We start from the raw sequence: 22,991 nt of genomic DNA on the forward strand, positions 1-22,991 counted from the left end.
CGGCATCGAGTGAGTGGGATGATGGAGCGCCTGGAGGTTGGCATGGCGAAGGTGACCTGGGTAAGGATTTCGCTGACTGTTCTTGCATGCTGGGCGTGGGTCGCCCAGGGGCAGGCTTTGAATCCGTCCCGCTTGCCGCCGGACGAGGCAAAGTTCTGTCCGGGCGAGGAGTTTCATCCGCGAGTGAGCAGTGGAACGATGGCTGGGCAGTTGATCAGCCGTCCGGACCCGATCTTCCCGCCGGAGGCGGCTAAGGCGCATGTTTCCGGCTCAGTTGTGCTTCGGATATGCATCGGTACGGATGGCCATGTTAAGAACCTCATGCCGATTTCCGGACCTGAGATGTTGAGGAAGTCCTATATCGATGCGGTCTCCAGGTGGGTGTACCGGCCTTATATGCTGAATGGCGTTCCGGTGCCTGTGATGACGACGGTTACGCTGAATTTCGAGTTTGGTGGAGGGTAGGAGCAGAGCGGACTTCGACGGCTGCGCGGCATTAGTCTTGGGCCTATAGAAGATGGGATTGCTCAAGGCTAGCGGAAATGGTGTTTGGGGATTACCGACTATAAGTCGCCTTACCGGTACCAAGGGGATCGCTTTTTAGTCCTGATCAATGGACGCATCAGGATGATGCAGGAAGCCTCCTTGCCGATTACCGGGATACGGGTACGCTTGCAACGAAGCGGGCGAAGGACTCGACATCGCGAGCGCCTGCGAGGGCTTGTAATTGTCCTGCCTGCATCGGCGTTAGTTGATCGGAGCTCATGCAGCCGAATGCTTTGATCTCTTCGGCGAAACGCGCGGGCGCATCGGGCAGGCTGTCGCGACCGTTCATGCGGAACGATGTCGGTGTGAGTGGGCCGAACATCAAACCGCGTCCCAGTTCGGGCCACTGCTCGAGATTCGGTTCTACTCCGGCCGCGCGTGCGAAGAGCAGGGCTGCGGCATGGCAGGGGAGTTCCTGCGGGCCGCCGCGCCGTGCACGATAGGCTTCTACACCGGCTTGCAGCTCCTGGGCCGATGGCGCCGGTTGCGCACCGCTGAAGGTGTAAGCGATCCAGCGGGCCTGCAGTTCAAGGACCGGAAAGTAAGGGCCGACAACACTCAGCATGCCGAGGAAGGCGAGACCGGGAAGCCGAGCCGGGAAGGTGAACTGATACAGGTCCAGATGATGCTCGTCAGCGTTCAGCGCGCGGAGGATGTCAGCGCTCAGGAAGGGAAGGTTTAAATCGTACCCGGTCCCAAACACGATGGCGTCGAAGTCTTCGCTGGTTCCGTCAGTGAAGTGGACGGTCTGACGATCGACCGACTCGATCCAAGGCTTCGTCGCTATGCGGCCTTCGGCAACCAGGGGAAGGAAAAATTGGCTCTGGCTGATGTTGGCTTCGAAGATGTTCTCCGGGGGCCTGGGAGCGCCGAACTGCTCAGGGTTTCCGGCAGAGGCAAGGATAAAGCCCTTCAAGCCTTCTCCTACGGCGGCCATTGGGAACGATTCTTCCGCGAGTGCGGCAAATCGGGTGAAGGCGACGTGGTCGGTGGGCACGCCGGAGATGAGTTTCGGCAGGACATAGCGCTGCTTGCGGTTGGTGACGACTACGCGGCTCGCACCCAGCATTGCGAGATCGCTTGCGATCTCCAGCGCACTGATGCTGCATCCCGCGACCAGTACCCGAGATCCGCGAAAGGCTTCCGGACGCTTGTAGGAAAAGGCGTGGCTTATGCCGCCGGAGCCAGAAAAGGAGTCGAGACCCGCCACTTTTGGATACGCAGGCTTGTTGTAACGTCCGGTGGCGACGATGACCTGCTCGAATGTCTCCTCGCCGGCATCTGTGCGGACAACCCACTTGCCGTCGCTATCCTGTGACACCTCGCGTACGGGTGTTCTTAAGCGGATCGATGGGAGGAGATCGAACTGACGGGCATAGTGCTCAAGGTACTCGCCCATCGCCGTATTCGTTGGGTAGGTGGGTGTGGAGCCGTTATGCGGCAAGTCGCTAAAGGAGGTCATGATGCGGCTGGTGTTTGTGCGCATCGAAGGCCACACGCCGCTATGGCCCGGTTCGCCGCTCCACTGTCCGCCAAGGCGTGCGCCTTGCTCGAAAACAACCGGCTCAAGGCCTTCCGACTTGAGATAACGCGCTGCGACGATTCCACCTGGTCCTGCCCCAATGACGGCAACTCGTTGCATTCGGGAAACCCCTGCAATTTAGGATTTAGTCGTACCGCCTCACTATACGAAGGGACTACCGTTCTTACAAGGCGATGGCCGCGATGTAGCAGCGCCAAGGCAACTTGAAAGCAGGGTAAGTCCTGAAACGCCGATAGCGTCAGCATCCGGGCGGAGCGTGCTGACGCTCAAAGGTGGGCCTTTCCCTATTGTGGGGTCCTAGAGGCAGAGCCTTCCGACGTCCTGGGGTGACAAGTTGGATTTCAACGGGAGAGCGGCGTTAGTCTAAACGATATGGATAAAACGCTTGAAGGCGATGGGACTGCAGCGGGTGGGGTTGACCTGGATGCATTGGAAGAGTTGCTGGAGTCGGATGCTACGCCTGAGACGTGCATGTGGCTCTCGGAGCTGGATGGCTTTTTGACCGGGATTGCCGCGGGGCCGGAGAGGATTCCGCCGGCTGAGTTTCTGCCGGTGATTTGGGGTGGTGAGGGGCCGGGCTTCGATGGGGAGAACTCCGCGCCGGTGGTGAAGTCGATTGTGGCGCTGTTGGCTGATATCGCGGCGGGTTTAGAGAAGGGACCGGAGGCGGTGTTGCCGGTGTTCTGGGAGTCGGAGGATGGGAAAGAAGACGCCACGGACTGGGTCGAGGGGTTCCTCCAGGCGATCGACCTGCGCGAGGAGGCGTGGATGCCTCTGCTGGAGCGCAAGCGAGATAAGGCGATGCTGACGCCGATGTTGCTCCTGGCCCGTGACGAGGAAGGCAACCCGCTGATGCCGGTGGAGGAGGGCGAGGAGGGACCGAGCGAGGAGCAGTTCGCGGACGCGCTGGAGATGATTCCAGAGTGCGCGGTGGGGATTTACGGCTTCTGGCGTTTGCGGGAGATGCGGGTTTCGCCGATTGTCCGGGAGATGGCACCGGGGCGGAATGATCCGTGTTCGTGCGGGTCGGGGAAGAAGTACAAGAAGTGCTGCGGCGGATAACGGTTTTCGTACGTCCTATAGGAGTGGAAGTTGGGGGGCGCGGGATGGTGTTTGGCCGGGGATGCGTCGCGTGCGGTCTGCTGGCTGGGGTCTTGTCTGGTGCCTGGGCTGGTGTGCTGGGCGCCCAGGTTGTGCCCGGCATTAAGCGGCCTGTGAACCCGCATACAAGTACGTGGGGATGTCCGCGCAGCGATGTGCCGGTTACGGGGAATGTCTCGGCGTCTACGGGCGACTTTCTGGAGCTGACACGGACCAAGTGTGCGGCTGGGTGTCCGGCGTATACGGTGCGGGTGACCGGAGACGGAAGTGTGAGTTGGTCCGGTAAGGCGGATGTGACGGTGTTGGGTCATGCAGCAGCGGCGATCGACGCGGTGGGCGCTCGGGCGATGCTGCAGCAGTTGGCGGATCGCGGGTTTTGGATGTTGTGCTCGGGATATGCGCGCGCGGATAGTGGGTCGGGCGGGATGGTGACGAGCCTGTCGATTGGTGAGCAGACGAAGACGGTGGAGGCGACGGACGCGATCGGTCCGGCGTGGCTGCGCGAGCTGGACCTGGAGATCGATGCGCTGGCGGATACCCACCAGTGGCGGCATGGTGGGCCGCGTGAAGAGACGTTCGGCGAAGACCGGGCGATGGTCGACACGGTTTGGCCGAAGAAGGGCGTGACGCGCCTGATGAAGGTGGCGGCGCGCGGAAGGCTGGGCGAGTTGAAGGAGATGATGGCGGATACGTCGCTGGACCTGAATGCGGTGGATTCCAGCGGGTGGACAGCGGTGATGTATGCGGCGCAGGCGGGGACGCTGGATGCGTTGACGATGCTGATTGCAGGCAGGGCGGATGTGCTGAGGCGGTCGAACGCAGGGGAGACGGCGATGTCGGCGGCCGTGTCTTCGACGGCAGAGCCGAACCCTCAGGAGAAGGTCAGGGCGCTATGGACCGCAGGGTTGAACATCAACGCGGCGGATAACCGAGGGGTGACGCCGCTGATGCTGGCGTCCGAGCGGGTGGAGAGCCCTGCATTGGTGGCGGCGATGATGAAGCTGGGGGCCGATCCGACGAAGCGGGATGTGGATGGGAACAGCGCGACCGACTATCTGAAGGCGCAGGATGCGTTGACGCGGGCTATGCCGGATAACTACCAGGCGATTCTGCGGTCTCTGGCGGCTTCTCCGGTGAAGTGATCGATTCGCTAGTCGCGGCTGCGCTTTTTGACCTCGATATTGAGGCGCTTGATCTTCTGGTTGAGGGTGCTGAGAGGGATGCGGAAGAACTCGGCGGCGTCGGTCTGGTTCCAGTGGCAGCGTTCCAGGCGGTCGGAGATGATGCGGCGCTCGATCTCTTCCATGAGGTCGAAGAGGCTAGCGCCAGGGCGGTGCTCCAGGAGGGCCGCCGAGTAGGTGCTGCCCGTGAGGGATCGGGGAAGAAGGTCGGGGCTGATGAGGCGACCGGTGGAGAGCACGACGCCGCGCTCCATGGCGTTCTCAAGCTCGCGGACGTTGCCGGGCCACTCGTAGTCGAGCAGGACGCGGAGGGCGTCGGGCGAGAGGGCGCGGTCGCCGGTTCCGTTCTCCTCGGCGTAGACCTTGAGGAAGTGCGCGGCGAGCAGCGGAACGTCTTCGCGGCGAGCGCGGAGGGGTGGGAGCTCCAACATGATGACGTTGAGGCGGTAGAAGAGGTCTTCGCGGAACTTTCCTTCGCGGACGGCGACCTGGAGGTCGACGTTGGTGGCGGCGATGATGCGGACGTCGACCTGGATCTCGGTGGTGCCGCCGAGGTGCATGAAGCGGCGGTCCTGGAGGACGCGCAGGATCTTGGCCTGCATATCCATGGTCATGGTGCCAATTTCGTCGAGGAAGAGGGTGCCGCCGTTGGCGACCTCGAAGAGGCCCTTCTTGCTGGCGTTGGCGGAGGTGAAGGCACCCTTGACGTGGCCGAAGAGGGTGGATTCAAGGAGTTCTGAAGGGACTGCGCCGGTGTTGACTGGGACGAAGGGCCGGTCGCGACGAGGGGAGTTGGCGTGGAGGGCTTTGGCGATGAGCTCCTTGCCGGTGCCCGATTCGCCCTGGATGAGGACGGTGGAGCGGCTGGGGGCAACCTGGGCGACGAGGTCGAAGAGCTTGAGCATGGGCTCGGATTTGCCGATGATGTTCTCGAAGTTGTAGCGCTGCTTGAGGGTGCGCTTGAGCTGCACGACCTCTTCTTCGGCCTTGTGGCGGGCGATCGCGGAGCGGATGTCGGCGAGGAGCTTCTCATTGTCCCAGGGCTTCTGGACGAAATTTGAGGCGCCGGCCTGGATGGCTTCGACGACGTTGCCGACGGTGCCGTAGGCGGTGATCATGATGACCGGCAGGTCGGGGTGCATCTCGACGATGCGCGGCAGGAGCTCGATACCGGTTTCGCCGGGGAGGGCGAGGTCGAGCAGAAGGAGGTCGAAGGTGTGTTTGGCCAGGGTGTTGAGGCCGGAGGGGCCGTCGACGGCCATGGTGACGTCGAAGCCTTCGAAGGTGAGGAGGGTCTCGAGGGACTCACGAATGGCGGCTTCGTCGTCGATGATGAGGATGCGAGGGAGGATCGCTGGGGCGATCTCGGAGGGGTTACCGACTGGCGAGTCGAGAATTTCAGGCATGAATCTTGTCCTTGCTGGCTTCCGATAATGTCGTGGCGGTTAGGGGGATGCCGCTCTCTGCTTTGCGTACGCCTGCGGTGGGGAATTCGAGACGGAAGGTGGTGCCGATGCCGAGTTCACTCTCGACCTGGATCTTGCCGGCGTGCTCCTGCATGATGCCGTAGGTGACGGCGAGGCCCAGACCGGTGCCCTTGTGCTGGCCCTCCTGGGGTTTGACCTTGGTGGTGAAGAAGGGGTCGTAGATGCGGTTGAGGTGCGCGCGCTCAATGCCGGCACCGCAGTCCTGGATGATGGCGAAGACCTTGCCGGGCTCCTGTCCGGTGCGGATGGTGATGGTGGCGTTGGGTTTGCCGTGCATGGAGTCTTTGGCGTTGAGCATGAGGTTGAGGATGACCTGCTGGAGCTTGCCCTGATTGCCGTGGATGCGCGGAAGGTGAGGGTCGAGTTCGATGTGGAGCTGGATTTGCGTGGTCTTGAACTGATGCTCGAGGAGCGTGGTGGTGTCGCGCAGAAGTTGGTTGACATCGAGCGAGGTGAACTCCGAGCCGGAGGTACGGGAGAAGTTGAGGAGGCCGTTGGCGATCTCGGAGGCGCGGAAGGTCTGCTGGATGATCTTTTCGAGGACCGGGGCGACTTTGGCGTCGTCGCGGAGGTGCTTGGCCAGCATCTGGGTGTAGCTGGAGATGACGGCAAGCGGGGTGTTGACTTCATGCGCGACACCGGCGGCGAGCAGGCCGATGGAGGAGAGCTTTTCGGCCTGGGTGAGCTGTGTCTCGAGCTGAATGCGGTCGGTGATGTCGTCGACCAGAATGATGCGGCCCACCTTGAGGAAGTCGCGGGTGACGAGGGGTGCGATGGCGATGTTGGCGATGCGCGTCTCGCCCGAGGGCAGGGTGACGTGGAACTTATAGAGGGTGTGGGTGCCGGTGTCTTCGCGGACGGAGTCGAGGCGCGCGACGAACTCGGGCGGGAAGATGGCGGAGAGATGCTGGCGCAGCGCAGCGACACGTGGTGTGCCGTACATGGTCTCCATCTGGGCGTTCCAGCTCTCGATGCGGTCATCGAGGTCCACAGCGAAGATACCGATCTCGATGGATTCGACGATGTTCTCGTGGAACTCCTTCAGGCGCTCAAACTCGGCCAGGTTTTGTTCGAGGCGGGAGTAGAGCTTGGCGTTCTGGATGGCGATGCCGATGTATCCCGCGAGAGATTCGAGGAGTTCAACATCCTCTGAAGACAGGTAGGCACCGTCGTTGGTACGACCCAGGCCGATGACGGCTACGGTGCGGGTTCCGGCACCTTCGCGGTTGGCGACGCGACAGGGCAGGTAGTAGTTGAGGTCGAGGCGGCTGGCGGCTTCGCGCTGGGTGTCGGGAAGGGAGAGGGCGTGATGAGGATTCTCGAGGAAGAGATGATTTTCGGCGCCGTACTGGTCGAAGTGGAAGAAGCTGGTGTCGAGGGTTTCTGCCTCGCCGGTGCGGAAGTTGTTGAGGCCGTGCGAGGCGGCTAGGCGGAAGTTCTGGCGGCCGTGCGTGCCGTTTTCGCTCTCGTCGAGGAAGACGGCTACGCGGGAGACGAGGAGCGTCTGGGGGAGACGCTCAACGATGGCGGAGAGAAGCGCATTGAGGTCGGTCTGGGAGTTGAGTCCGCGGCCGAAGTCGACCAGTGTCTCGCGGTAGTCGAAACGCTTGCGGTCGAAGATGCGGTCGACCTGGCCCTGGATCCAGCGTTTGACAGGGTCGAAGAGGAGTCCGGTGACGACGATGGCGGTGATGAGACCCCAGTTGCCGAGAGACTGGAGGCGCGAGCGCAGGATGTCGGCGGTGAGGCCGACGACGCCGAAGTAGAGACCGACGATCGTGGCTGTGGCAAGCGTATAGGTGACGCCACGCTTGAAGATGAGGTCGACGTCCATCAGGCGGTAGCGGACGATGGCCCAGGCGAAGGTGAGGGGGATGAGCACCAGCGAGAGCCCGGATATCTTGACGAGGAGGGCTGGGACGTTCCAGTCCGCGAGATAGGGGATGACGTAGAGGGCGGTAAATGGAACGACCGCGAGGAGGGTTCCGCGGGTGAGCCACTTGAGCTGCTGGCGCTGGAGAGGGAACTGGGTGCGGCGGTAGCGGATGGAGAAGACGACCGCTGCGATGACGTAGTAAAGGGCTAGGTAGCCGACGGCGAGCTGGTCGAGGCGGTGGCGGAGGAGTTCGGTCGCGGACCAGATCTGGATAGCGACGATCTGGAGGATGAGGAGGACGGCTCCGGGCACGTAGAGGGCCAGGGCCGCGAGGTTGCGGCGGAGCCACCCGTGACGGCGGGGATTCTCGGAGAAGGTGAGGGCGAAGTGCAGGAAGAGTGCGGGCTGCAGGCCGGAGGCGACGATGCTACACCAAAAGATGGTCCAGTCGAAGGTATCGAACTGGCCGGTGTACCGGAAGGTGTAAAGAACGAAGGAGACCAGGCAGAAGACGAAGAAATGCGTAGATTTGGGTGCGGTCCAACGACGGAAGAGGACGTAAAGGCCGATGGCGAGGTAGACGAGCGCCATGAGGCGGAAGGGCTGGTAGACGCTGCGGTCGACGGGTTCGAGGTAGACCTGGATATCGAGCTTGGCGAACTGCTGCGGATTCTGGACGGAACCGTTCAGCGGGCGGGCGATGTTGTACAGAGCGTGGGACCAGGTGCCGCTGTGCTGGAGTTCGCGCTCGTAGGCGGCGAGGTGGGTCGTGGGATGAATGACGCCCGAGGTGATGGACTGGAGGATGTCGCCTTTGCGGATACCGGCTCGCTCGCCCGGGGAGCCCGCGGGTACGTGCTCGGCACGGAGACCGTTTTGTGCCTCGATCCACCAGATACCGTCGGAGGGCACCTCGAAGGAACTTTCGTAGGAAAGATTGAGACCCGCGAGGACGCAGGCTCCCAGCGTCGCGATCGCGAGAGCCAGTGCGAGAACCCGTGTCTGGAAAACTTCTTTCATCTGACTACACCACTATATGCAACTGGAGGGCCAAACCGATACGGCAACCGTGCGCCGAATCTAGGACATTGGACGGAGGTAGGAGGTGATTCAGGAAGTTTTGTTCCTTTCGAGAATTTCCGATGATTCTGTAAATCATAGGCGGTACTGAATAGTGGATTTTGTGATGCGGCGACAAAGCGATGGTCTCTGTGTAAACGAGTGTGAGACCGATTGTCGGGAATAAAGGCGTTGCTCATGATCTTGAAATTGCAGTATGGCTTTTTGTCCGGGTCTGTTTCTGGTTTACGGAAAATTAACTGTCCCGTAACATTGAAGTGGATGAGGAACCCGCCTTTGCGGGGACGGGTGCAGGGTTTGTCGGGTCAACTTCAGGAACAATTTGTTACGGTGGACGGGGTTCGGGTTCACTATGGAACGGCGGGTTCCGGGCCTGCGCTGGTGATGGTGCATGGGTTGGTAGGATCGGTCACGAACTGGCGGCGCAATATCGATGAGCTTGCCAAGGATGCCACTATCTATGCCGTGGATATGGCCAATATGGGACAGTCGGAGCGGGTGAAGGGGCTGGACGCGAGCATGGCGGGTGCAGCGGACCGGTTGGCGCGTTTGATGGAGGCGCTAGGACTCGATACGGCGGACATCGCGGGGCACTCGCATGGTGGTGCGGTGTCGATGATGTTTGCGGCGCGGCATCCGGAACGGGTAAGGAGTTTGATTTTGTTTGCGCCGGCGAATCCGTTCTGCGACCTGGGGCATGTGCTGGTGAGGTTTTACCAGACGAGGATTGGACGGGGTTTCGCCCGTATGGTGCCGTATCTGCCGAAGCGTCTGCATGCGGTTTCTCTGCGGCGGATGTATGGTGATCCGGCGCGGGTGACCGAGGGATCGCTCGAGGGCTATACGGACGGCCTGCGTGTTCCTGGAACGATGGAGCACATTATGGGGATCGTGAGCCTGTGGCACGAGGACATGCGGATCCTGCAGCGTGAGCTCGCTCGGCTGGCGAAGACGCCTACGCTGCTGGTGTGGGGCGATCGGGATCGGGCAGTGGGTCTTTCGTCGGCGGGACGGCTGCAGGAGATGTTGCCGTGCTCGCGACTGGTGGTGGTGGAAGGGGCCGGGCATATCGCGTTTGAGGAGATGCCGGAGGAGTGCAACCGGGCGATGCATGGGTGGCTGTCCGGGCGGATGCTGACGGCTTAGCGGCTCCCTGAAATCGAGAGGCTCGGATGCCCCACTTCCTAGAAGCTAGATGTGGGGCATCCGGCTTTGTGGCTAGTCGAGAGCGAACTCATCCTGGAGCCAGGTGCGCATCTCGACCTGCATCTGGTCCAGCTTGGCGCGTGGCGATGTGGGGATGCCCTGGAAGAAGTGGTCGGCGCCTTCGATCCAGACCATTTTCTTGGGTTCGTTCGCGGTCGCCAGTACCTGCTCCATGACGTCCCTTGGAGAGAACTCGTCGTGGTCACCACAGATAAAGAGTTTGGGGACGTCGCACTTGGGCAGGAAGCCGTAGGTATAGTCGCGTCCGGCGGCGCGCACGGGGAGGCCGAGGCCGATCATCCCTTTGACGCGGAGGTCTCCGCAGCAGGCACGCATGCCGACGTTGGACCCGAAGGAAAAGCCCGCGAAGAGAATCGGGAGCTTGAGGTTGTGTTCCAGCCAGGAGAGTGCGGCTCGAACGTCGTTCTGTTCGCCGTGGCCTTCGTCGTAGGTGCCTTCGCTGAGACCTGCGCCGCGGAAGTTGAAGCGCAGGACGGGTAGGCCGAAGGAGGTAAAGACCTTCATGGCGTTGTAGACGACTTTGTTGTGCATGGTGCCCCCGGAGGGTGGGTGCGGGTGGCAGACGAGGGCAGCGTAGGGGGCGTCGGGACGGCCGGTGTTGAGGAGGGCTTCGAGGCGGCCGGCTGGGCCCTGGAGGTCGTCGATGGTCTGGACGCGGGATGCGAAGGAAGAGTCTGTCGGCATGGACTTTCAGTTTACTGTTCACGCGGCGGGAACACCACGGCGGCGTGAGGCAGGGTATTCTTGGGTGGAATGAGCACACTGAAGATCGACCCTATCGAACTGACGCGGCAGCTGGTGAACATCGAGTCCACGACCTACCATGAAGCTCCCGCAGGGCACTTTTTGTATGATTTCCTGCTCGGGCTGGGGTACGACGTGGAGAAGCAGCCGGTGCCGCAGCCGGACCTGGCGCTGACTCCCGGGGCGGGTACGGGCGAGCGGTTCAACGTGTATGCGGCGATGCCCGGGGTGACTCCGGATGTGGTGCTGTCGACGCATATGGATACGGTGCCTCCTTTCTTTCATTGCACGGAGGACGAGGAGTATCTGTATGGGCGCGGGACGTGCGACGCGAAGGGAATTATCGCGGTGCAGGTGGCGGCGGCGGAGAGGCTGATCGCGGCTGGGGTGAAGGTTGGTCTGCTGTTTGTGGTGGGGGAAGAGCGCGATTCGGCTGGGGCCGCGGTGGCGAACCAGACGCCGAAGGGATCGAAGTTTTTGATCAACGGAGAGCCTACGGATAATCGGATGGCGTTGGCGACGAAAGGTGCGTTGCGTGTTGAGCTGCGGGCAAGTGGCAAGATGGCGCATTCGGCGTATCCGGAGCTGGGAGAGTCAGCGATCGACAAGCTGGTGAGCGTGCTGGCGGATATTCAGATGCTGGACCTGCCGATTGAGGAGGAGATTGGGCCGACCACGGTGAATGTAGGAGTGATCTCGGGGGGGCGGGCTCCGAATGTCGTGGCGGATAAGGCGGAGGCGCATCTGCTGATCCGGACGGTGGGGCCGTCGGAGATCGTGAAGAACGCGATTCTTGCGGCCGTTGCAGGGCGAGCGGAGGTTACGTTTTCGCTGGATCTGACGTTTATCCGTATGCGGCGGGTGGGGACGCTGCCAACGATGATTGCGAAGTTTGCTACGGATATTCCGAGTTTGACGAACTGGGGAGAGCCGTTTCTGCTGGGTCCGGGGTCGATCCATGTGGCGCACACGTGGGATGAACGAGTGAGCAAAAAGGAACTGCTGGAGTGTGTTGAGCTTTATGTCGAGCTGGCTACTGGGTTGGTGAAGGAGTAGCCGCTTTCAGATAATTCTGGAGCGCTTCCAGCATCTGGGGTTCGTTTTCGATCCGTTGATTTGTGTTCCACTCTTCTGCTTCGATGCTCGTGATTGCGATTTGGCCAGAATAGGTGAGAGTATCCCAGTCGTGTAGGGAGGCGATTTTATCGCCTGCCTCAAAAGGAGCAATGCGTCCTGCAATTGCCTCTGCGGCTAGGTAACGGCAGATAATCGTTCGGGCGTGCACTTCGTCCTTTGGGAGCCGGGAGTGGAGCGCACGTAGAGTATCCGCGACGAGATCAGCGACATCGGCGTGGGTGGGGCGGTTTTCCCCGGCAAGCCTGCGCAGAGATGGCGTGTCGAAACCACGTTCCAGAAGACTGGCTGCGAGCTCCGGGATTTCTTCGCTGCGGACTTGGTAGAGCATCCAGAGCGCAGCCAGAAGCTCAGGTGTGAGATGGTACATCTCCTCCAGGGAGAAGAGGCGGATGCTGGATGTCACCGGGGCGGACGAAGGAGTGACTGGCTGATAGAGGGAAATTTCCCGATCGCGGCTTTCGCTTCGTTGTCGGAAGAAGCGGAAGATGAAATTTCCCAAGAGACCAATACAGAATGCGTAAAAGGGCAGTCGGTCTCCGGGCATTGTCGCGCGTCTCTAACGGGTGGGAGCGAGGCCGGCGAAGAGGTTGGGTAGTTCGACGTAGATCGGTGTGCCGGGGACTTCTAGGCGGGTGGCCGCGGTCCAGGTGGCTCCGATGCACATGCGACCAGTGCGGGTCTCAGGGTCTATGATCCAGACGGTGTTTACGCCCATCCGCATGTAATCCTGAGCCTTACGCTCGGTGGCGGAGTAGGTATCGTCGGGGGAGAGAATCTCGATGAGAAGGAGGGGAGCGTCGTGGAGGACCGGGGTTTGTGGACCGGAGATGACTACGGTGACATCTGGGATACGGATGCGCGTTTCACTGACCTGGGTGCGCCACTCCGCGGCGACCATCACTCCCCATTCAGCTTCATGCTGGCCAAACCAAATCCCCAGCAGCATCTGTAGCCTTCCGTGCTCCCATGTGCCCATGTTCCGCTCCACGACTTCACCGTCGATGTACTCGCGGTCGGGCCGGTAGGAGGTTGCGAGGTACTCGGCGAGCGGGATTTGGGTCGAGGTGGCCATCAGTGCCAAAAGTGTAGCAGGGTTCGGGACGAGATTTCCTCGTTAACCAAGGAATAAACTAGGGGGATGGCTGCAGAATTTACCCACCTTCATCTCCACACTGATTATTCGCTCCTCGATGGAGCCTGCGACGTCGACAAACTAGCCGGACATTTGAAGAAGATCGGCCAGACGGCGGCGGCGATGACCGATCATGGCAACATCTTCGGAGCTGTCCACTTCTTCGACGCGATGCAGAAGAAGGGGATCAAACCGATCCTGGGGTGTGAGCTTTATATCTGCAAGAACGAGGACCATCGGGCCGCGCCGGAGGGCGATAAGTACAACCACATGCTGGTGCTGGCGGAGAATGAGGCCGGGTATCGCAATCTGGTGAGGCTGACATCCGAGGCGGCGCTGCATGGGTTCTATCGCAAGCCGCGTGTGTCGAAGAACTTTCTGGCGAAGCACTCGGAGGGGCTGATCGGGTTTTCGGGGTGCCTGGCGGGTGAGGTGAACCAGCACCTGATGCAGAACAAGTACGACGAGGCCATGCGGGCGGCAGGGCAGTACCAGGACATCTTTGGGAAGGGCAACTTCTTTCTGGAGATTCAGGACCATGGTCTCGAGCCGGACAAGAATGTCTGCGATCAGTTGTTCAAGATGGAGAAGGATCTCGACATCCCCCTGATCGCGACGAATGACGCGCACTATGTGGGGGCGGACGACTCGCGCGCGCACGAGATTCTGCTGTGCGTGCAGACGGCGGGGTCGATGAACGATCCGAACCGCTTCAAGTTCGACACGCAGGAGTTCTACATCAAGTCGGCTGAGGAGATGCTGCGGACGTTCTCGCAGACGCCCGAGGTGTGCACGCGGACGATGCAGTTTATCGACCGCTGCAACCTGAAGATGACGAAGGTTGCCGATCCGTTCCCGGTGTTCGAATGCCCGGATGGGATGACGCTCGATGAGTATTTCGAGGATGTGTGCCGAAAAGGGTTACGTAAACGTCTGGATACCGCCATTGCTCATCTTCAGAGCCGCGGACTGCTCAAGAAGACGATTGCGGATTATGAGGCGCGGTTGAATCGCGAGCTTGGCATCATCAAGAGCATGAAGTTTCCGGGCTACTTCATGATCGTGTGGGACTTTATCCGTTATGCACGAGAGCAGAACATTCCGGTAGGCCCGGGCCGTGGTTCGGCGGCGGGTTCGCTGGTGGCTTACGTAATGGAGATCACGGACGTCGATCCGTTGCAGAATGAACTACTGTTTGAACGCTTTCTGAATCCGGAACGCGTGTCCATGCCCGATATCGATATCGACTTCTGCATGAACCGCCGTGGTGAAGTGATCGAGTACGTCCGGCGCAAGTACGGCAACGATCAGGTCGCGCAGATCATCACGTTCAATACGATGGCGGCGAAGGCTGCTATCAAGGACGTCGGACGCGCGTTGGACATGCCGTACGGTGAGGTCGATCGCATTGCGAAGATGATTCCGCCGACGATCGGCATCACAATCGATCAGGCTTTGAAGGACTCGCCGCCGCTGGCCGCAGCGTATGAGAGTGACGCGCGTATCAAGGAAGTGATCGACGCCGCTCTGAGGCTGGAGGGGCTGGTCCGTGGAGCGGGTGTTCATGCTGCCGGTGTGGTGATTGCGCCGCAGCCTTTGACGGAGTTGGTGCCCGTTACGCGGACGAAGGACGAGTCCATTGTGACGGCGTACGACATGAAGGCCGTCGAAAAGATGGGCCTGCTCAAGATGGACTTTCTTGGGCTGACTACGCTGACGGTCATCGATGACTGCCTGAAGCTGATCAAGTCGAACCGTGGTGAGGATGTCGATCTTGCGACGATTCCGCTGGACGACATGGAGACCTATGAGAAGGTCTATCATCGTGCGCTTACTTCGGGTGTGTTCCAGTTTGAATCGGGTGGCATGCGCGATGTGCTGCGGCGCTATAAGCCGACTACGGTGGAGGATCTGACCGCGCTGAATGCGCTCTATCGTCCGGGGCCAATTCAGGGCGGTATGATCGACGACTTCATCGAGCGCAAGTGGGGACGGCGCCCGGTGGAGTATCTGCTGCCGGAGCTTGAGGGCCTGCTGAAGGAGACGCTGGGCGTCATCGTTTACCAGGAGCAGGTCATGCAGATCTCAAACGTGCTTGCAGGCTATTCGCTCGGCGACGCGGATCTTCTGCGGCGCGCGATGGGTAAGAAAGACGCGGCCGAGATGGATAAGCAACGGCAGCGCTTTATGGAGGGTGCGGCGAAGAACAAGCACCCGAAGGATATGGCCGGGAAGATCTTCGATCTGATGGCGCAGTTCGCGGGATACGGCTTCAACAAGTCGCACTCGGCGGCGTATGCGTTGCTGGCGTATCACACGGCGTGGCTGAAGACACACTATCCGACAGAGTTCATGGCGGCGCTGCTGACGAGTGAAACGTCGAAGCCGGAGAACGTGGTGAAGTACATTCAGGAGTGCCGCGAGATGGCGATCTCGGTGACGCCCCCGAATGTGCAGGTTTCGGCGACTGCGTTTACTCCGGTGCAGGACACCATTCTGTTTGGGATGTCGGCGATCAAGAACGTGGGGCACAATGCGATTCAGTCGATCATCGACGCGAGGAACGCACTGCAGGCAGAAGGGAAGAAGGGTTTCGATTCTCTGTGGGAGTTTTGCGAGAAGGTCGACCTGCGTCTGCTGAACAAGAGGGTGTTGGAGTCGCTGATCAAGGCTGGCGCGATGGATGAGTTCGGGCCGCGCGCGCGGGTAATGGCTGCTCTCGACAAGGCGATGGAAGGTGCGATCAAGGCGCAGAAGGATGCGGCAGCGGGACAGCATGGGCTGTTCGGTATCTTCGACGATGGCCCGGTTGCTGGAGGCGCTTCGAAGGCGCACGAGTTGCCTGCCGCTGCGGAGTGGGATGAGCACACGCGGTTGCAGAACGAGAAGGATGTGCTGGGCTTCTTCGTGAGCGGGCACCCGATGGATAAGTATCGGGAAAAGTTACGGAATATGAAGGTCGTCGACACGGCCCGGGCGATCGAGATGAAGCCGGAGCCGCAGGTGTTTCGGCGGGGTGGTGGAAACGACACGCAGGGTGAGATTGCGATTGCCGGTGTGATCACTGGACTGAAGGTCGCGAAGTCGAAGCGGTCGGGTGAGATGTATGCGCAGGCCGCGCTTGAAGATACGGTCGGCAAGATCGAGTTGATTGCGTTTCCGCAGAGCTATGAGAAGCTCGCGGAGAAGCTGAAGATCGATGTGCCGGTGCTGGTGCGGGGCGTGTTGCGCGGTGAAGAGGACTCGGCTCCGAAACTGGCGATCAACAGCATCCAGGCGCTTGAAGATGTGAAGCTGAAGCTGCCGGTGGCGCTGCGGATCAAGATTCCGCTGCACGCTCCGGATGAGGCAATGCTGGATAAGCTCTATGCGGTCTTCCAGGGCTCGCCGGGAGGCGCCAAGATGCTGCTCGATCTGGAAGAGCCGGGTGAGTTCTGCGTGGTATTGGAACCGCAGGGATGCATGGTGGCGGCGGATAAGCTGTTCATCGACCGTGTGGAAGAAGTCGTGGGCGCAGGTGCTGTGCGGGTGATCGAATAATGTCCGCCCTGTTCGAGAAGAGGCTGGCGTATGTGTTGTTGCGGCTGATGCTTGGTCTTGATTTCCTGGGTCATGGTGGGGTGCGGCTGATGCATGGCGACGGCGCATTCGCTGCGGGCATGGTGAAGACGATGGCGGATACGCCGCTGCCGGCTGCGCTGGTGCATGGGTTTGGGCTGGTGCTTCCGTTTGTGGAACTGACGGTTGGGTTGTTACTTGTGCTTGGGGTGTTGACGTGGGAGGCTTTGCTTCTTGGGTCGTTGGTGATGCTTTCGTTGATGTTCGGGACGGTGTTGCGGCAGGACTGGAGTACGGCCGGGTTGCAGCTGAACTATTCGGTCGTATTCTCCCTTCTGCTTTTTCTGCGTGCTTCGTATGACACGCGTTGGTGGGCGCTGTACAAACTACGGAAGTCTTCGTGACACAGAGCGAGCGCGATGAACTCGAGGTGCTGGAACGGGCTTTGCTGACCGGCACGGTGCGGAGAGATCCGGTGGCTCTGCGGATGCTTCTGGCCGAGGAGTTCCGCGAGTATGGGGCTTCAGGACGGACCTACACGCGAGAGGAGATTCTTGCGGAGTTAGGCAACGAAGGTCCTGTGGCGCTTGCAGCGGACAGTTTCCGTGCGGAGCCGCTTGGCGAGGGGATCGTGCTGCTGACGTACCGGTCGAGCCGTTCGGAGGTGGGCAAGGCTGTGAGGCATGCGCTGCGATCCTCGATCTGGGTGAGGCGCGATGGGCGGTGGCAGATGGTGTTTCACCAAGGAACAGTTGTGCCTGTGCTGGATGAATCGACGCAGGTTGGAGCGGCTGACATACAATCGTAAGAGGACACCACGATGGCTGATTTCGAAGCGACACGAGCTATACCTACTCCGGCCCCTGCAACGCCTTTGGCGTGGACCAAGACGGAGCTGGCCCGGGACCCGCAGCGCCCTTATCCCATGGACTTCATCCAAGCGCTCTTTACGGACTTCAGCGAGATTCACGGCGACCGTGCCTACGGCGACGATCCGGCGATGACGTGCGGGATGGCCTACTTCCACGGGGAACCTGTGATGGTGGTCGGCAATCTGAAGGGACGTACGCTGAAGGAGCGCGTGACGCGCAAGTTCGGCAGCCCTGAGCCTGAGGGGTACCGCAAGGCCTTGCGCGCGATGAAGATCGCGGAGAAGTTTGGCCGGCCGGTGTTTACGTTTCTGGACCTGGCTGGGGCTTATCCAGGGATTGGCGCGGAGGAGCGTGGGCAGGGCGAGGCGATTGCGCGGAACCTGCTGGAGATGTCGCGACTGAAGGTGCCGACGATTGCGACCATTACCGGAGAAGGCGGGTCGGGTGGAGCGTTGGCGCTGGCGGTCGCGGATCGCGTGCTGATGCTGGAGAATGCGATTTATTCGGTGATTTCTCCGGAAGGATGCGCGTCGATTATGTGGAAGGATGCGTCCAAGAAACAGCAGGCGGCTGCGGCATTGAAGTACACGTCGTACGACGTCAAGCGGCTTGGCTGCGTGGATGACGTGATCGATGAGCCGGCTGGTGGGACCCAGATGGATCTTCCGCTGGCGATGCGGATGGTGGATGCGCGGCTGACGGCGCACTTCAACGAGATTCGCACGATGCCACTGAAAGCGCTGCTGCAGAAGCGGTATGAGAAGTTTCGCAATATCGCTCAGTTTTATACGACGGCCTAAGACGCCAAAACCAGTACGAAAGAGAACTCTCGTTGCCGTTGTCCGGAGCCCCAGATCGTCGCCGTCGCCTGCCTAGCCTGCTGCTGTTCGCGGGGTTTGCGGCGTGGTATTTCGGGGCCGGGGCGTTGGCGACGAAAGCCGCCAATGGGCTGACGCTGCGGTTTCCTGCCGGGCATGGGCTGGTGGAGGCTTGCTGCCATCTGTTTCTGCTGGTGATCGGTTTCATGGCTTTGCAGACGATGGCGCGTCAGTCGGCTCCACTGCGTGAGCTGATGGCGATGCCGAAGCGAGCGACGGCGAAGCGTGAGTGGCTGACCGGTGCGGCACTGGGATGGGGGATCGTGGTGGCGTGCGTGCTGCCCTTGATTCTCTCGTTGCGACTGCATGCGGAGGTTTCACTGCGTCCTTCCATGCTGGGAACAACGCTACTCGCGCTGCTGACGCTTGCGCTCGCCACGCTGGCAAATGACATTACGTTCCGCGGATATCCATTTCGGTGTTTGACCGATGCGTTCGGGAGTTCGTTTGCGATTCTGCTGCTGATGCTGCTGGCCGGTTTTGCGCGGTGGCGTGATCCGTATGCCTCGGGCGCGGCGGTGGTGACAACGATGTTACTGACGGCTCTGCTCTCGCTGACGTGGCTGAGGACCCATGCGGTTTGGCTGGCGTGGGGCCTGCACTTCGGGCTCGCGGCTTCTACCGGTGTGTTGTTCGGTCTGCCTCTGGGGGGCAAGACGGAGTTTGCGTCGGCGGTCCAGGGAAGCACGTACGGCCCGGACTGGCTCACGGGTGGAGACTTCGGACCGGCGGCAAGCTTGTTTGCGCTGGTGGTGCTGGTGGCGGCGGTTCCGGTGCTTTACCGCGTGACACGGGACTTTGCGTGGAGCTACACGCATGCTCCGATCGTTGCCGGGGGGTATGAGGTAACGGTGGCTCCTCCGGCGGCGCATACCGCGATGGAAGATGCCGCCGCGAAGGCTCCGGCGCTGGTGCAGATTCTGGCGAGCACGCCACAGGGCTTTTCCAAGACAGGGGACGGGGCGGTTGCTCCTCCTCCGCCACCCTTGCCGGATCGGGCGCAGTAGTCTTTTAGCCGGATCAAAGTGGGATGAGGCGGATGTCGATGCTCTGACCCTTCGTTCGATCTCGCTTGCAAGAAACGAAGAAAAGGCGCAAGATGCTTTCATTCCGGCTCGGTTGAGGGTCACGGCCATGTCTTTCCCTAAAGTTTTCCTGCTTGCGGTTCTGGTGTCTGCTCCGGTGGTGGCGCGGGGGCAGGTTTTCGTGGTGGGTGAGAAGACGGCTATGGCCGATCTGGCCACGGATTTTCCGGTGACCGATCTGCCTTTGCCTTCGGGCAGGATGGGCGAGCGCGGACGCCGGGAGTTGATTCGGGATCTGGATGCAGAGCAGGGATTTGCGCACAGGGCGCTCCCGATGGGAGCGGGACTGACGCTGGAGGCGAATGGACCTCTGAAGGAGAATCCCGAGCAATACAAGCGGATCGTGTTTGAGAAGGGTGTTTCCTCGGCGCCAGGCGAGCGGGTGGTGATTACTGCGCTCGAGTTTAAAGGCGACCGGCTGGTGATCGATTTGAACGGCGGTCCGTACGCGAAGCATCGTTTTTTGAACCATCTCGAACTGAATGGGATGTCGACCGGGAATCCGGATGCCCCGAAGGCAACGGGTTCACGGATCACGCTGGTCTTCAAGGGCGGATTGCCGGATGTGTCGGCTCCGGAGGTAAAGGCGCTGTTGCAGCCGCTGATCGATTTTGGGTCGAAGACGAGCGTGCAGGCGTATGCGGACACACTTCCCGTACCGGTGAAGAAGGCGATCGCGCAGCATGATGTGCTGGTGGGAATGGACCGGAAGATGGTGCTGGCGGCACTAGGGGCTCCGGACAGCAAGATTCGTGAGCATACGGCGGACGATCCATCGCAGGCTCGGTATGAGGAATGGATCTACGGACAGATGCCGAAGACGATCCGGTTCATCCGGTTTACCGGCGACAAGGTGACCCAGGTGAAGATCGCGGCCCTGGGCAAGCCGATCGAACTGCGGGACAAGGATGAGATTGCGGCGCTGCTGGGCGATCAGACTCCAGTTCAGACGCACGAAATCATGGTGGGTGACCTGAAGGGGCCGGATGATGCGCAGAGGAAGGCTCCGCCGACGCTTCGGAAGGAAGGGGAACCCGAGGCCGCGACACCGAATGCGCAGGGTAAGGTGCTGTTTCCGGATGCGAAGCCGGCTGTTCCGGCTCCTATTCCTCCGCCTCCCGCTCCTCCATCTAGTCCGTTTATGGCTTCGGTGCGGTAACGTCTGTGGTGCCTTAGCAGCCCTCAACTCAGAATCGAGACGTGGGGCACCCGGTTTTGTGGCTGTTGGTGTAAACTAAGGCTTGCGTATCCGCTGCCCTGAGCCGAAAGCGCCAGGCGAGCCTCGCAAACCCCTCTCGATCAAAAGAGAACGCTTGATTTAGGTGGACGTGCGGCGTGCGGAGACGACACAGATTCGTTTCAGGGAGAGAACCACATGGCGAAGATTGCCAAGACCGGCGACCGTAAGAAGGTCATGGACACCAACAAGAGCACGGATTGCCCGAAGTGTTCGAAGCCCACCCGCATTGTGAAGCGTGTGAAGGATCGTGAGCGCAGCATCCCCGGTGGCGTGTACATCTCGTGCTCGGCGTGCGACTTCTTCGAGAAGCTGTAGACCCAGCTTTCGCGTCAAACCTATGGAATTTGGCAGCACCTGAGAGGGTCCGGCGACGGGCCCTTTTTGCTGCGCCGTCACCCGTCCGTTACCGCTTCCGATACCTTTGGTTATCCGCACCGCCTTTTGTGCATATCTTCACTTGACGATCGTCTTTCGTGAGGGGCAGACTCCTTATCGAAGGCAGGGAACCGTTTTATGTTGAGCACCACACGTACGTTAGTAGCAACCCCCGTGACCACCCCCGTAAAGACTGCGCACGATCACATTCCGGCACCGCAGCTTACCCGACCGACCTATCTGATGTGCCCTCCGCAGTGGTATGACGTGGACTACGTCATCAACCCATGGATGGCTGGAAACCTGCACCGCCCCTCGCGCGACATCGCATTCAGCCAGTGGAAGAGCCTTTACCAGGCACTGCAGCGGATTGCCGATGTGCGTCTGTTGACGGCGCGTCCGGGCGCCCCCGATATGGTATTTGTGGCGCATGCAGCGCTGGTGCAGCACGGCATTGCCGCGGTATCGAGCTTTGCCCACACGGAAAGACAGCCCGAAGAGCAGCACCTGCGCGAGTGGCTATTGCAGCATGGATTCCTGATCTGGGACACGGCGCGCGAGACCGCGTTCGAGGGTGAGGGCGATGTTCTGTTCGACGCCGAAGGACATGGGCTTTGGGCGGCGCATGGCTCCCGAACGTGCGTGCAGAGCCATCGGCATGTGGCCGATGCCTGGCATGCTCCGGTGACGAGCCTGCATCTAGTGGATCCGCGGTTTTATCACCTGGATATTTGCTTTGCGCCGTTAGCAGGTGGGTATTTGCTCTACTTCCCCGGGGCGTTCGATGCGCAGTCGATCGCAAAGATCGAGGCCGTGTATCCCGCCGAGAAGAGGATTGCCGTCACAGAGAGCGAGGCCACACAGTTTGGCTGCAATGTGCTGAATGTGGGGCGGTCGATCCTTATGGGAACCGTGCGGTCGAACCTCGCGGAGAGACTGGCGGAGGTGGGCTTCGATGTGACCGAGCTGGAGCTTTCGGAGTTTCTGCGGGGTGGCGCCTCGGCGAAGTCGCTCGCGCTGCGGTTGAGCGATTCCAAGGTGACGCATGGGGATGCGTTCTAGGCTGGGTCAACCACGTCTCAAGATCGAGATGTGCTCTTCCCAAAGGATGGATGAGAGGCGGCCTTCTCGGTCGCCTCTCATCCTTTGCCGGCTATTTCAGCGAGGATAGCTCGGGCGGTATCGCCTGGGGAGCGGGATTGGGTGATGGGGCGGCCTACAACGAGCATGGATGCGCCGCGTGCGATGGCGTCGGCTGGTGTGGCGATGCGCTTTTGATCGCCGGCTTCGGAGCCGCTGGGGCGGATGCCTGGCACGACGAGGAAGGGCTTTCGGCCGAGCTCGTGGCGGAGACTGGTTGTCTCTTCAGAGGAACAGACAAGGCCTTCGATACCGCACTCCCCAGCAAGCCGGGCGAGGCGAAGGACTTGCTGGGCGGGGGTGACGTCGAGGCCTACGCCCTGCATCTGGACTGCATCCATGCTGGTGAGGACGGTCACGGCCAGGAGACGGGGAGAAGATGGGTTTTCGGTGGCGGCTTTGGCCGCGGCACGGAGCATGGCTTCGCCACCCCCGGCGTGCAGAGTAAGGAGACCCGCGCCTACGTTGGCGACGGAGCGGATGGCCCCAGCTACGGTGTTGGGGATGTCGTGGAGTTTGAGGTCCAGGAAGACCTCCAGACCGCGGTTGCGGAGGGTTTCAATCAGCGCATTGCCGGAGGCGCAGTAGAGTTCGAGGCCTACCTTCATCCAGCGGCAGGAGCCTTCAAGGCGGTCGACGAGGTCGAGTGCTTCGCGGGCCGTCTGAAAATCGAGGGCAACGGCGAGCTTCTCTTCCGGAGCGTCGCCGAGGTCGTGGCGCAGGGCGGAGTCGTCTTTGAGGGGCGCGATGGTGGTCATGGTGTGCCTCCTGTTCATGATAACGGCGATA

The 22,991-nt window shown here is 60.9% G+C and carries 20 protein-coding genes; 13 read left to right on the forward strand and 7 right to left on the reverse strand.

The window, feature by feature from the left end; all coding sequences use genetic code 11:
- The first annotated feature begins 42 nt into the window (after window positions 1–42).
- Entirely contained in the window at window positions 43–465 is a 423-nt protein-coding gene (locus BM400_RS13920) for an energy transducer TonB (protein ID WP_175529033.1), read from the forward strand.
- A gap of 187 nt (window positions 466–652) precedes the next feature.
- On the opposite strand, the gene BM400_RS13925 is transcribed toward BM400_RS13920, so the two are convergent.
- Window positions 653–2,188 carry a flavin-containing monooxygenase gene (locus BM400_RS13925; RefSeq protein WP_089839764.1) on the reverse strand — a complete coding sequence of 512 codons (1,536 nt, stop codon included), beginning with the start codon at window positions 2,186–2,188 and terminating at the stop codon, window positions 653–655.
- A gap of 273 nt (window positions 2,189–2,461) precedes the next feature.
- Between BM400_RS13925 and BM400_RS13930 the strand changes: the two genes are divergently transcribed.
- Both BM400_RS13930 and BM400_RS13935 read left to right on the forward strand, forming a co-directional pair.
- Window positions 2,462–3,151, forward strand: coding sequence for a YecA/YgfB family protein (locus BM400_RS13930; RefSeq protein ID WP_089839766.1), 690 nt, complete (start codon window positions 2,462–2,464; stop codon window positions 3,149–3,151).
- Between the two features lie 44 nt (window positions 3,152–3,195).
- Window positions 3,196–4,332, forward strand: coding sequence for a DUF6438 domain-containing protein (locus BM400_RS13935; protein ID WP_089839769.1), 1,137 nt, complete (start codon window positions 3,196–3,198; stop codon window positions 4,330–4,332).
- A gap of 8 nt (window positions 4,333–4,340) precedes the next feature.
- Here the strand turns inward: BM400_RS13935 and BM400_RS13940 are convergent, their stop codons facing one another.
- On the reverse strand, window positions 4,341–5,777 hold the full coding sequence (locus BM400_RS13940) for a sigma-54-dependent transcriptional regulator (RefSeq protein ID WP_089839772.1): 1,437 nt from the start codon (window positions 5,775–5,777) through the stop codon (window positions 4,341–4,343).
- Window positions 5,770–8,754, reverse strand: a complete 2,985-nt coding sequence (locus BM400_RS13945) for an ATP-binding protein (RefSeq protein WP_089839774.1) — start codon at window positions 8,752–8,754, stop codon at window positions 5,770–5,772. Before BM400_RS13945 ends, BM400_RS13940 begins: the two co-directional genes overlap by 8 nt.
- A 321-nt stretch (window positions 8,755–9,075) precedes the next feature.
- Between BM400_RS13945 and BM400_RS13950 the strand changes: the two genes are divergently transcribed.
- A complete protein-coding gene (locus BM400_RS13950) occupies window positions 9,076–9,960 on the forward strand; it encodes an alpha/beta fold hydrolase (protein ID WP_089839776.1) in 885 nt (294 codons plus the stop codon).
- A gap of 72 nt (window positions 9,961–10,032) precedes the next feature.
- Here the strand turns inward: BM400_RS13950 and BM400_RS13955 are convergent, their stop codons facing one another.
- Window positions 10,033–10,725: an alpha/beta hydrolase gene (locus tag BM400_RS13955; RefSeq protein ID WP_089839779.1), complete on the reverse strand. Its 693-nt coding sequence runs from the start codon at window positions 10,723–10,725 to the stop codon at window positions 10,033–10,035.
- Window positions 10,726–10,803: 78 nt separating this feature from the next.
- Between BM400_RS13955 and BM400_RS13960 the strand changes: the two genes are divergently transcribed.
- On the forward strand, window positions 10,804–11,841 hold the full coding sequence (locus BM400_RS13960; protein WP_089841944.1) for a M20/M25/M40 family metallo-hydrolase: 1,038 nt from the start codon (window positions 10,804–10,806) through the stop codon (window positions 11,839–11,841).
- On the opposite strand, the gene BM400_RS13965 is transcribed toward BM400_RS13960, so the two are convergent.
- The gene (locus BM400_RS13965; protein ID WP_141223931.1) at window positions 11,819–12,421 is read right to left on the reverse strand and encodes a hypothetical protein; all 603 of its coding nucleotides are present in this window, start codon (window positions 12,419–12,421) and stop codon (window positions 11,819–11,821) included. The genes BM400_RS13960 and BM400_RS13965 overlap by 23 nt on opposite strands.
- Window positions 12,422–12,478: 57 nt before the next feature.
- Window positions 12,479–12,994, reverse strand: coding sequence for a Uma2 family endonuclease (locus BM400_RS13970; RefSeq protein ID WP_089839785.1), 516 nt, complete (start codon window positions 12,992–12,994; stop codon window positions 12,479–12,481).
- Window positions 12,995–13,060: 66 nt separating this feature from the next.
- On the opposite strand from BM400_RS13970, the gene dnaE reads away from it, so the two are divergent.
- The 8 genes from dnaE (at window position 13,061) to BM400_RS14010 (ending at window position 22,124) form a co-directional block, all read left to right on the forward strand.
- The gene (gene dnaE, locus BM400_RS13975; RefSeq protein ID WP_089839788.1) at window positions 13,061–16,594 is read left to right on the forward strand and encodes a DNA polymerase III subunit alpha; all 3,534 of its coding nucleotides are present in this window, start codon (window positions 13,061–13,063) and stop codon (window positions 16,592–16,594) included.
- Window positions 16,594–17,016 carry a DoxX family membrane protein gene (locus BM400_RS13980; protein WP_089839790.1) on the forward strand — a complete coding sequence of 141 codons (423 nt, stop codon included), beginning with the start codon at window positions 16,594–16,596 and terminating at the stop codon, window positions 17,014–17,016. Before dnaE ends, BM400_RS13980 begins: the two co-directional genes overlap by 1 nt.
- Window positions 17,013–17,420, forward strand: a complete 408-nt coding sequence (locus BM400_RS13985) for a nuclear transport factor 2 family protein (RefSeq protein ID WP_175529034.1) — start codon at window positions 17,013–17,015, stop codon at window positions 17,418–17,420. The genes BM400_RS13980 and BM400_RS13985 overlap by 4 nt, the downstream gene beginning before the upstream one ends.
- Before the next feature lie 12 nt (window positions 17,421–17,432).
- The gene (locus BM400_RS13990; RefSeq protein ID WP_089839795.1) at window positions 17,433–18,284 is read left to right on the forward strand and encodes an acetyl-CoA carboxylase carboxyltransferase subunit alpha; all 852 of its coding nucleotides are present in this window, start codon (window positions 17,433–17,435) and stop codon (window positions 18,282–18,284) included.
- Window positions 18,285–18,316: 32 nt separating this feature from the next.
- Window positions 18,317–19,369: a CPBP family glutamic-type intramembrane protease gene (locus BM400_RS13995; protein WP_141223932.1), complete on the forward strand. Its 1,053-nt coding sequence runs from the start codon at window positions 18,317–18,319 to the stop codon at window positions 19,367–19,369.
- 127 nt (window positions 19,370–19,496) lie between these two features.
- Complete coding sequence (locus tag BM400_RS14000; RefSeq protein ID WP_089839799.1) at window positions 19,497–20,606, forward strand: hypothetical protein; 1,110 nt, start codon at window positions 19,497–19,499, stop codon at window positions 20,604–20,606.
- Between the two features lie 216 nt (window positions 20,607–20,822).
- Window positions 20,823–21,002 (forward strand): Rcat domain-containing protein, encoded by a 180-nt coding sequence (locus BM400_RS14005; protein ID WP_089839801.1) that lies wholly within the window; start codon window positions 20,823–20,825, stop codon window positions 21,000–21,002.
- Between the two features lie 198 nt (window positions 21,003–21,200).
- A complete protein-coding gene (locus BM400_RS14010; protein ID WP_089839805.1) occupies window positions 21,201–22,124 on the forward strand; it encodes a dimethylarginine dimethylaminohydrolase family protein in 924 nt (307 codons plus the stop codon).
- A 77-nt stretch (window positions 22,125–22,201) separates the two neighbouring features.
- Here BM400_RS14010 and pyrF read toward each other — a convergent pair whose 3' ends face one another.
- A complete protein-coding gene (gene pyrF, locus BM400_RS14015) occupies window positions 22,202–22,960 on the reverse strand; it encodes an orotidine-5'-phosphate decarboxylase (RefSeq protein ID WP_089839807.1) in 759 nt (252 codons plus the stop codon).
- Between the last annotated feature and the right edge of the window lie 31 nt (window positions 22,961–22,991).

It is taken from the genome of Granulicella pectinivorans, from assembly GCF_900114625.1.
Classification (GTDB): domain Bacteria; phylum Acidobacteriota; class Terriglobia; order Terriglobales; family Acidobacteriaceae; genus Edaphobacter; species Edaphobacter pectinivorans.

Coding starts and splice junctions, on each gene's coding strand:
- BM400_RS13955 (WP_089839779.1), bottom strand. CDS start 10,725: ATGCCGACAGACTCTTCCTTCGCATCCCGCGTCCAGACCATCGACGAC.
- BM400_RS13930 (WP_089839766.1), top strand. CDS start 2,462: ATGGATAAAACGCTTGAAGGCGATGGGACTGCAGCGGGTGGGGTTGAC.
- dnaE (WP_089839788.1), top strand. CDS start 13,061: ATGGCTGCAGAATTTACCCACCTTCATCTCCACACTGATTATTCGCTC.
- BM400_RS13990 (WP_089839795.1), top strand. CDS start 17,433: ATGGCTGATTTCGAAGCGACACGAGCTATACCTACTCCGGCCCCTGCA.
- BM400_RS13935 (WP_089839769.1), top strand. CDS start 3,196: ATGGTGTTTGGCCGGGGATGCGTCGCGTGCGGTCTGCTGGCTGGGGTC.
- BM400_RS14000 (WP_089839799.1), top strand. CDS start 19,497: ATGTCTTTCCCTAAAGTTTTCCTGCTTGCGGTTCTGGTGTCTGCTCCG.
- BM400_RS13920 (WP_175529033.1), top strand. CDS start 43: ATGGCGAAGGTGACCTGGGTAAGGATTTCGCTGACTGTTCTTGCATGC.
- BM400_RS13980 (WP_089839790.1), top strand. CDS start 16,594: ATGTCCGCCCTGTTCGAGAAGAGGCTGGCGTATGTGTTGTTGCGGCTG.
- BM400_RS14010 (WP_089839805.1), top strand. CDS start 21,201: ATGTTGAGCACCACACGTACGTTAGTAGCAACCCCCGTGACCACCCCC.
- BM400_RS13950 (WP_089839776.1), top strand. CDS start 9,076: ATGAGGAACCCGCCTTTGCGGGGACGGGTGCAGGGTTTGTCGGGTCAA.
- BM400_RS13970 (WP_089839785.1), bottom strand. CDS start 12,994: ATGGCCACCTCGACCCAAATCCCGCTCGCCGAGTACCTCGCAACCTCC.
- BM400_RS13925 (WP_089839764.1), bottom strand. CDS start 2,188: ATGCAACGAGTTGCCGTCATTGGGGCAGGACCAGGTGGAATCGTCGCA.
- BM400_RS13945 (WP_089839774.1), bottom strand. CDS start 8,754: ATGAAAGAAGTTTTCCAGACACGGGTTCTCGCACTGGCTCTCGCGATC.
- pyrF (WP_089839807.1), bottom strand. CDS start 22,960: ATGACCACCATCGCGCCCCTCAAAGACGACTCCGCCCTGCGCCACGAC.
- BM400_RS13940 (WP_089839772.1), bottom strand. CDS start 5,777: ATGCCTGAAATTCTCGACTCGCCAGTCGGTAACCCCTCCGAGATCGCC.
- BM400_RS14005 (WP_089839801.1), top strand. CDS start 20,823: ATGGCGAAGATTGCCAAGACCGGCGACCGTAAGAAGGTCATGGACACC.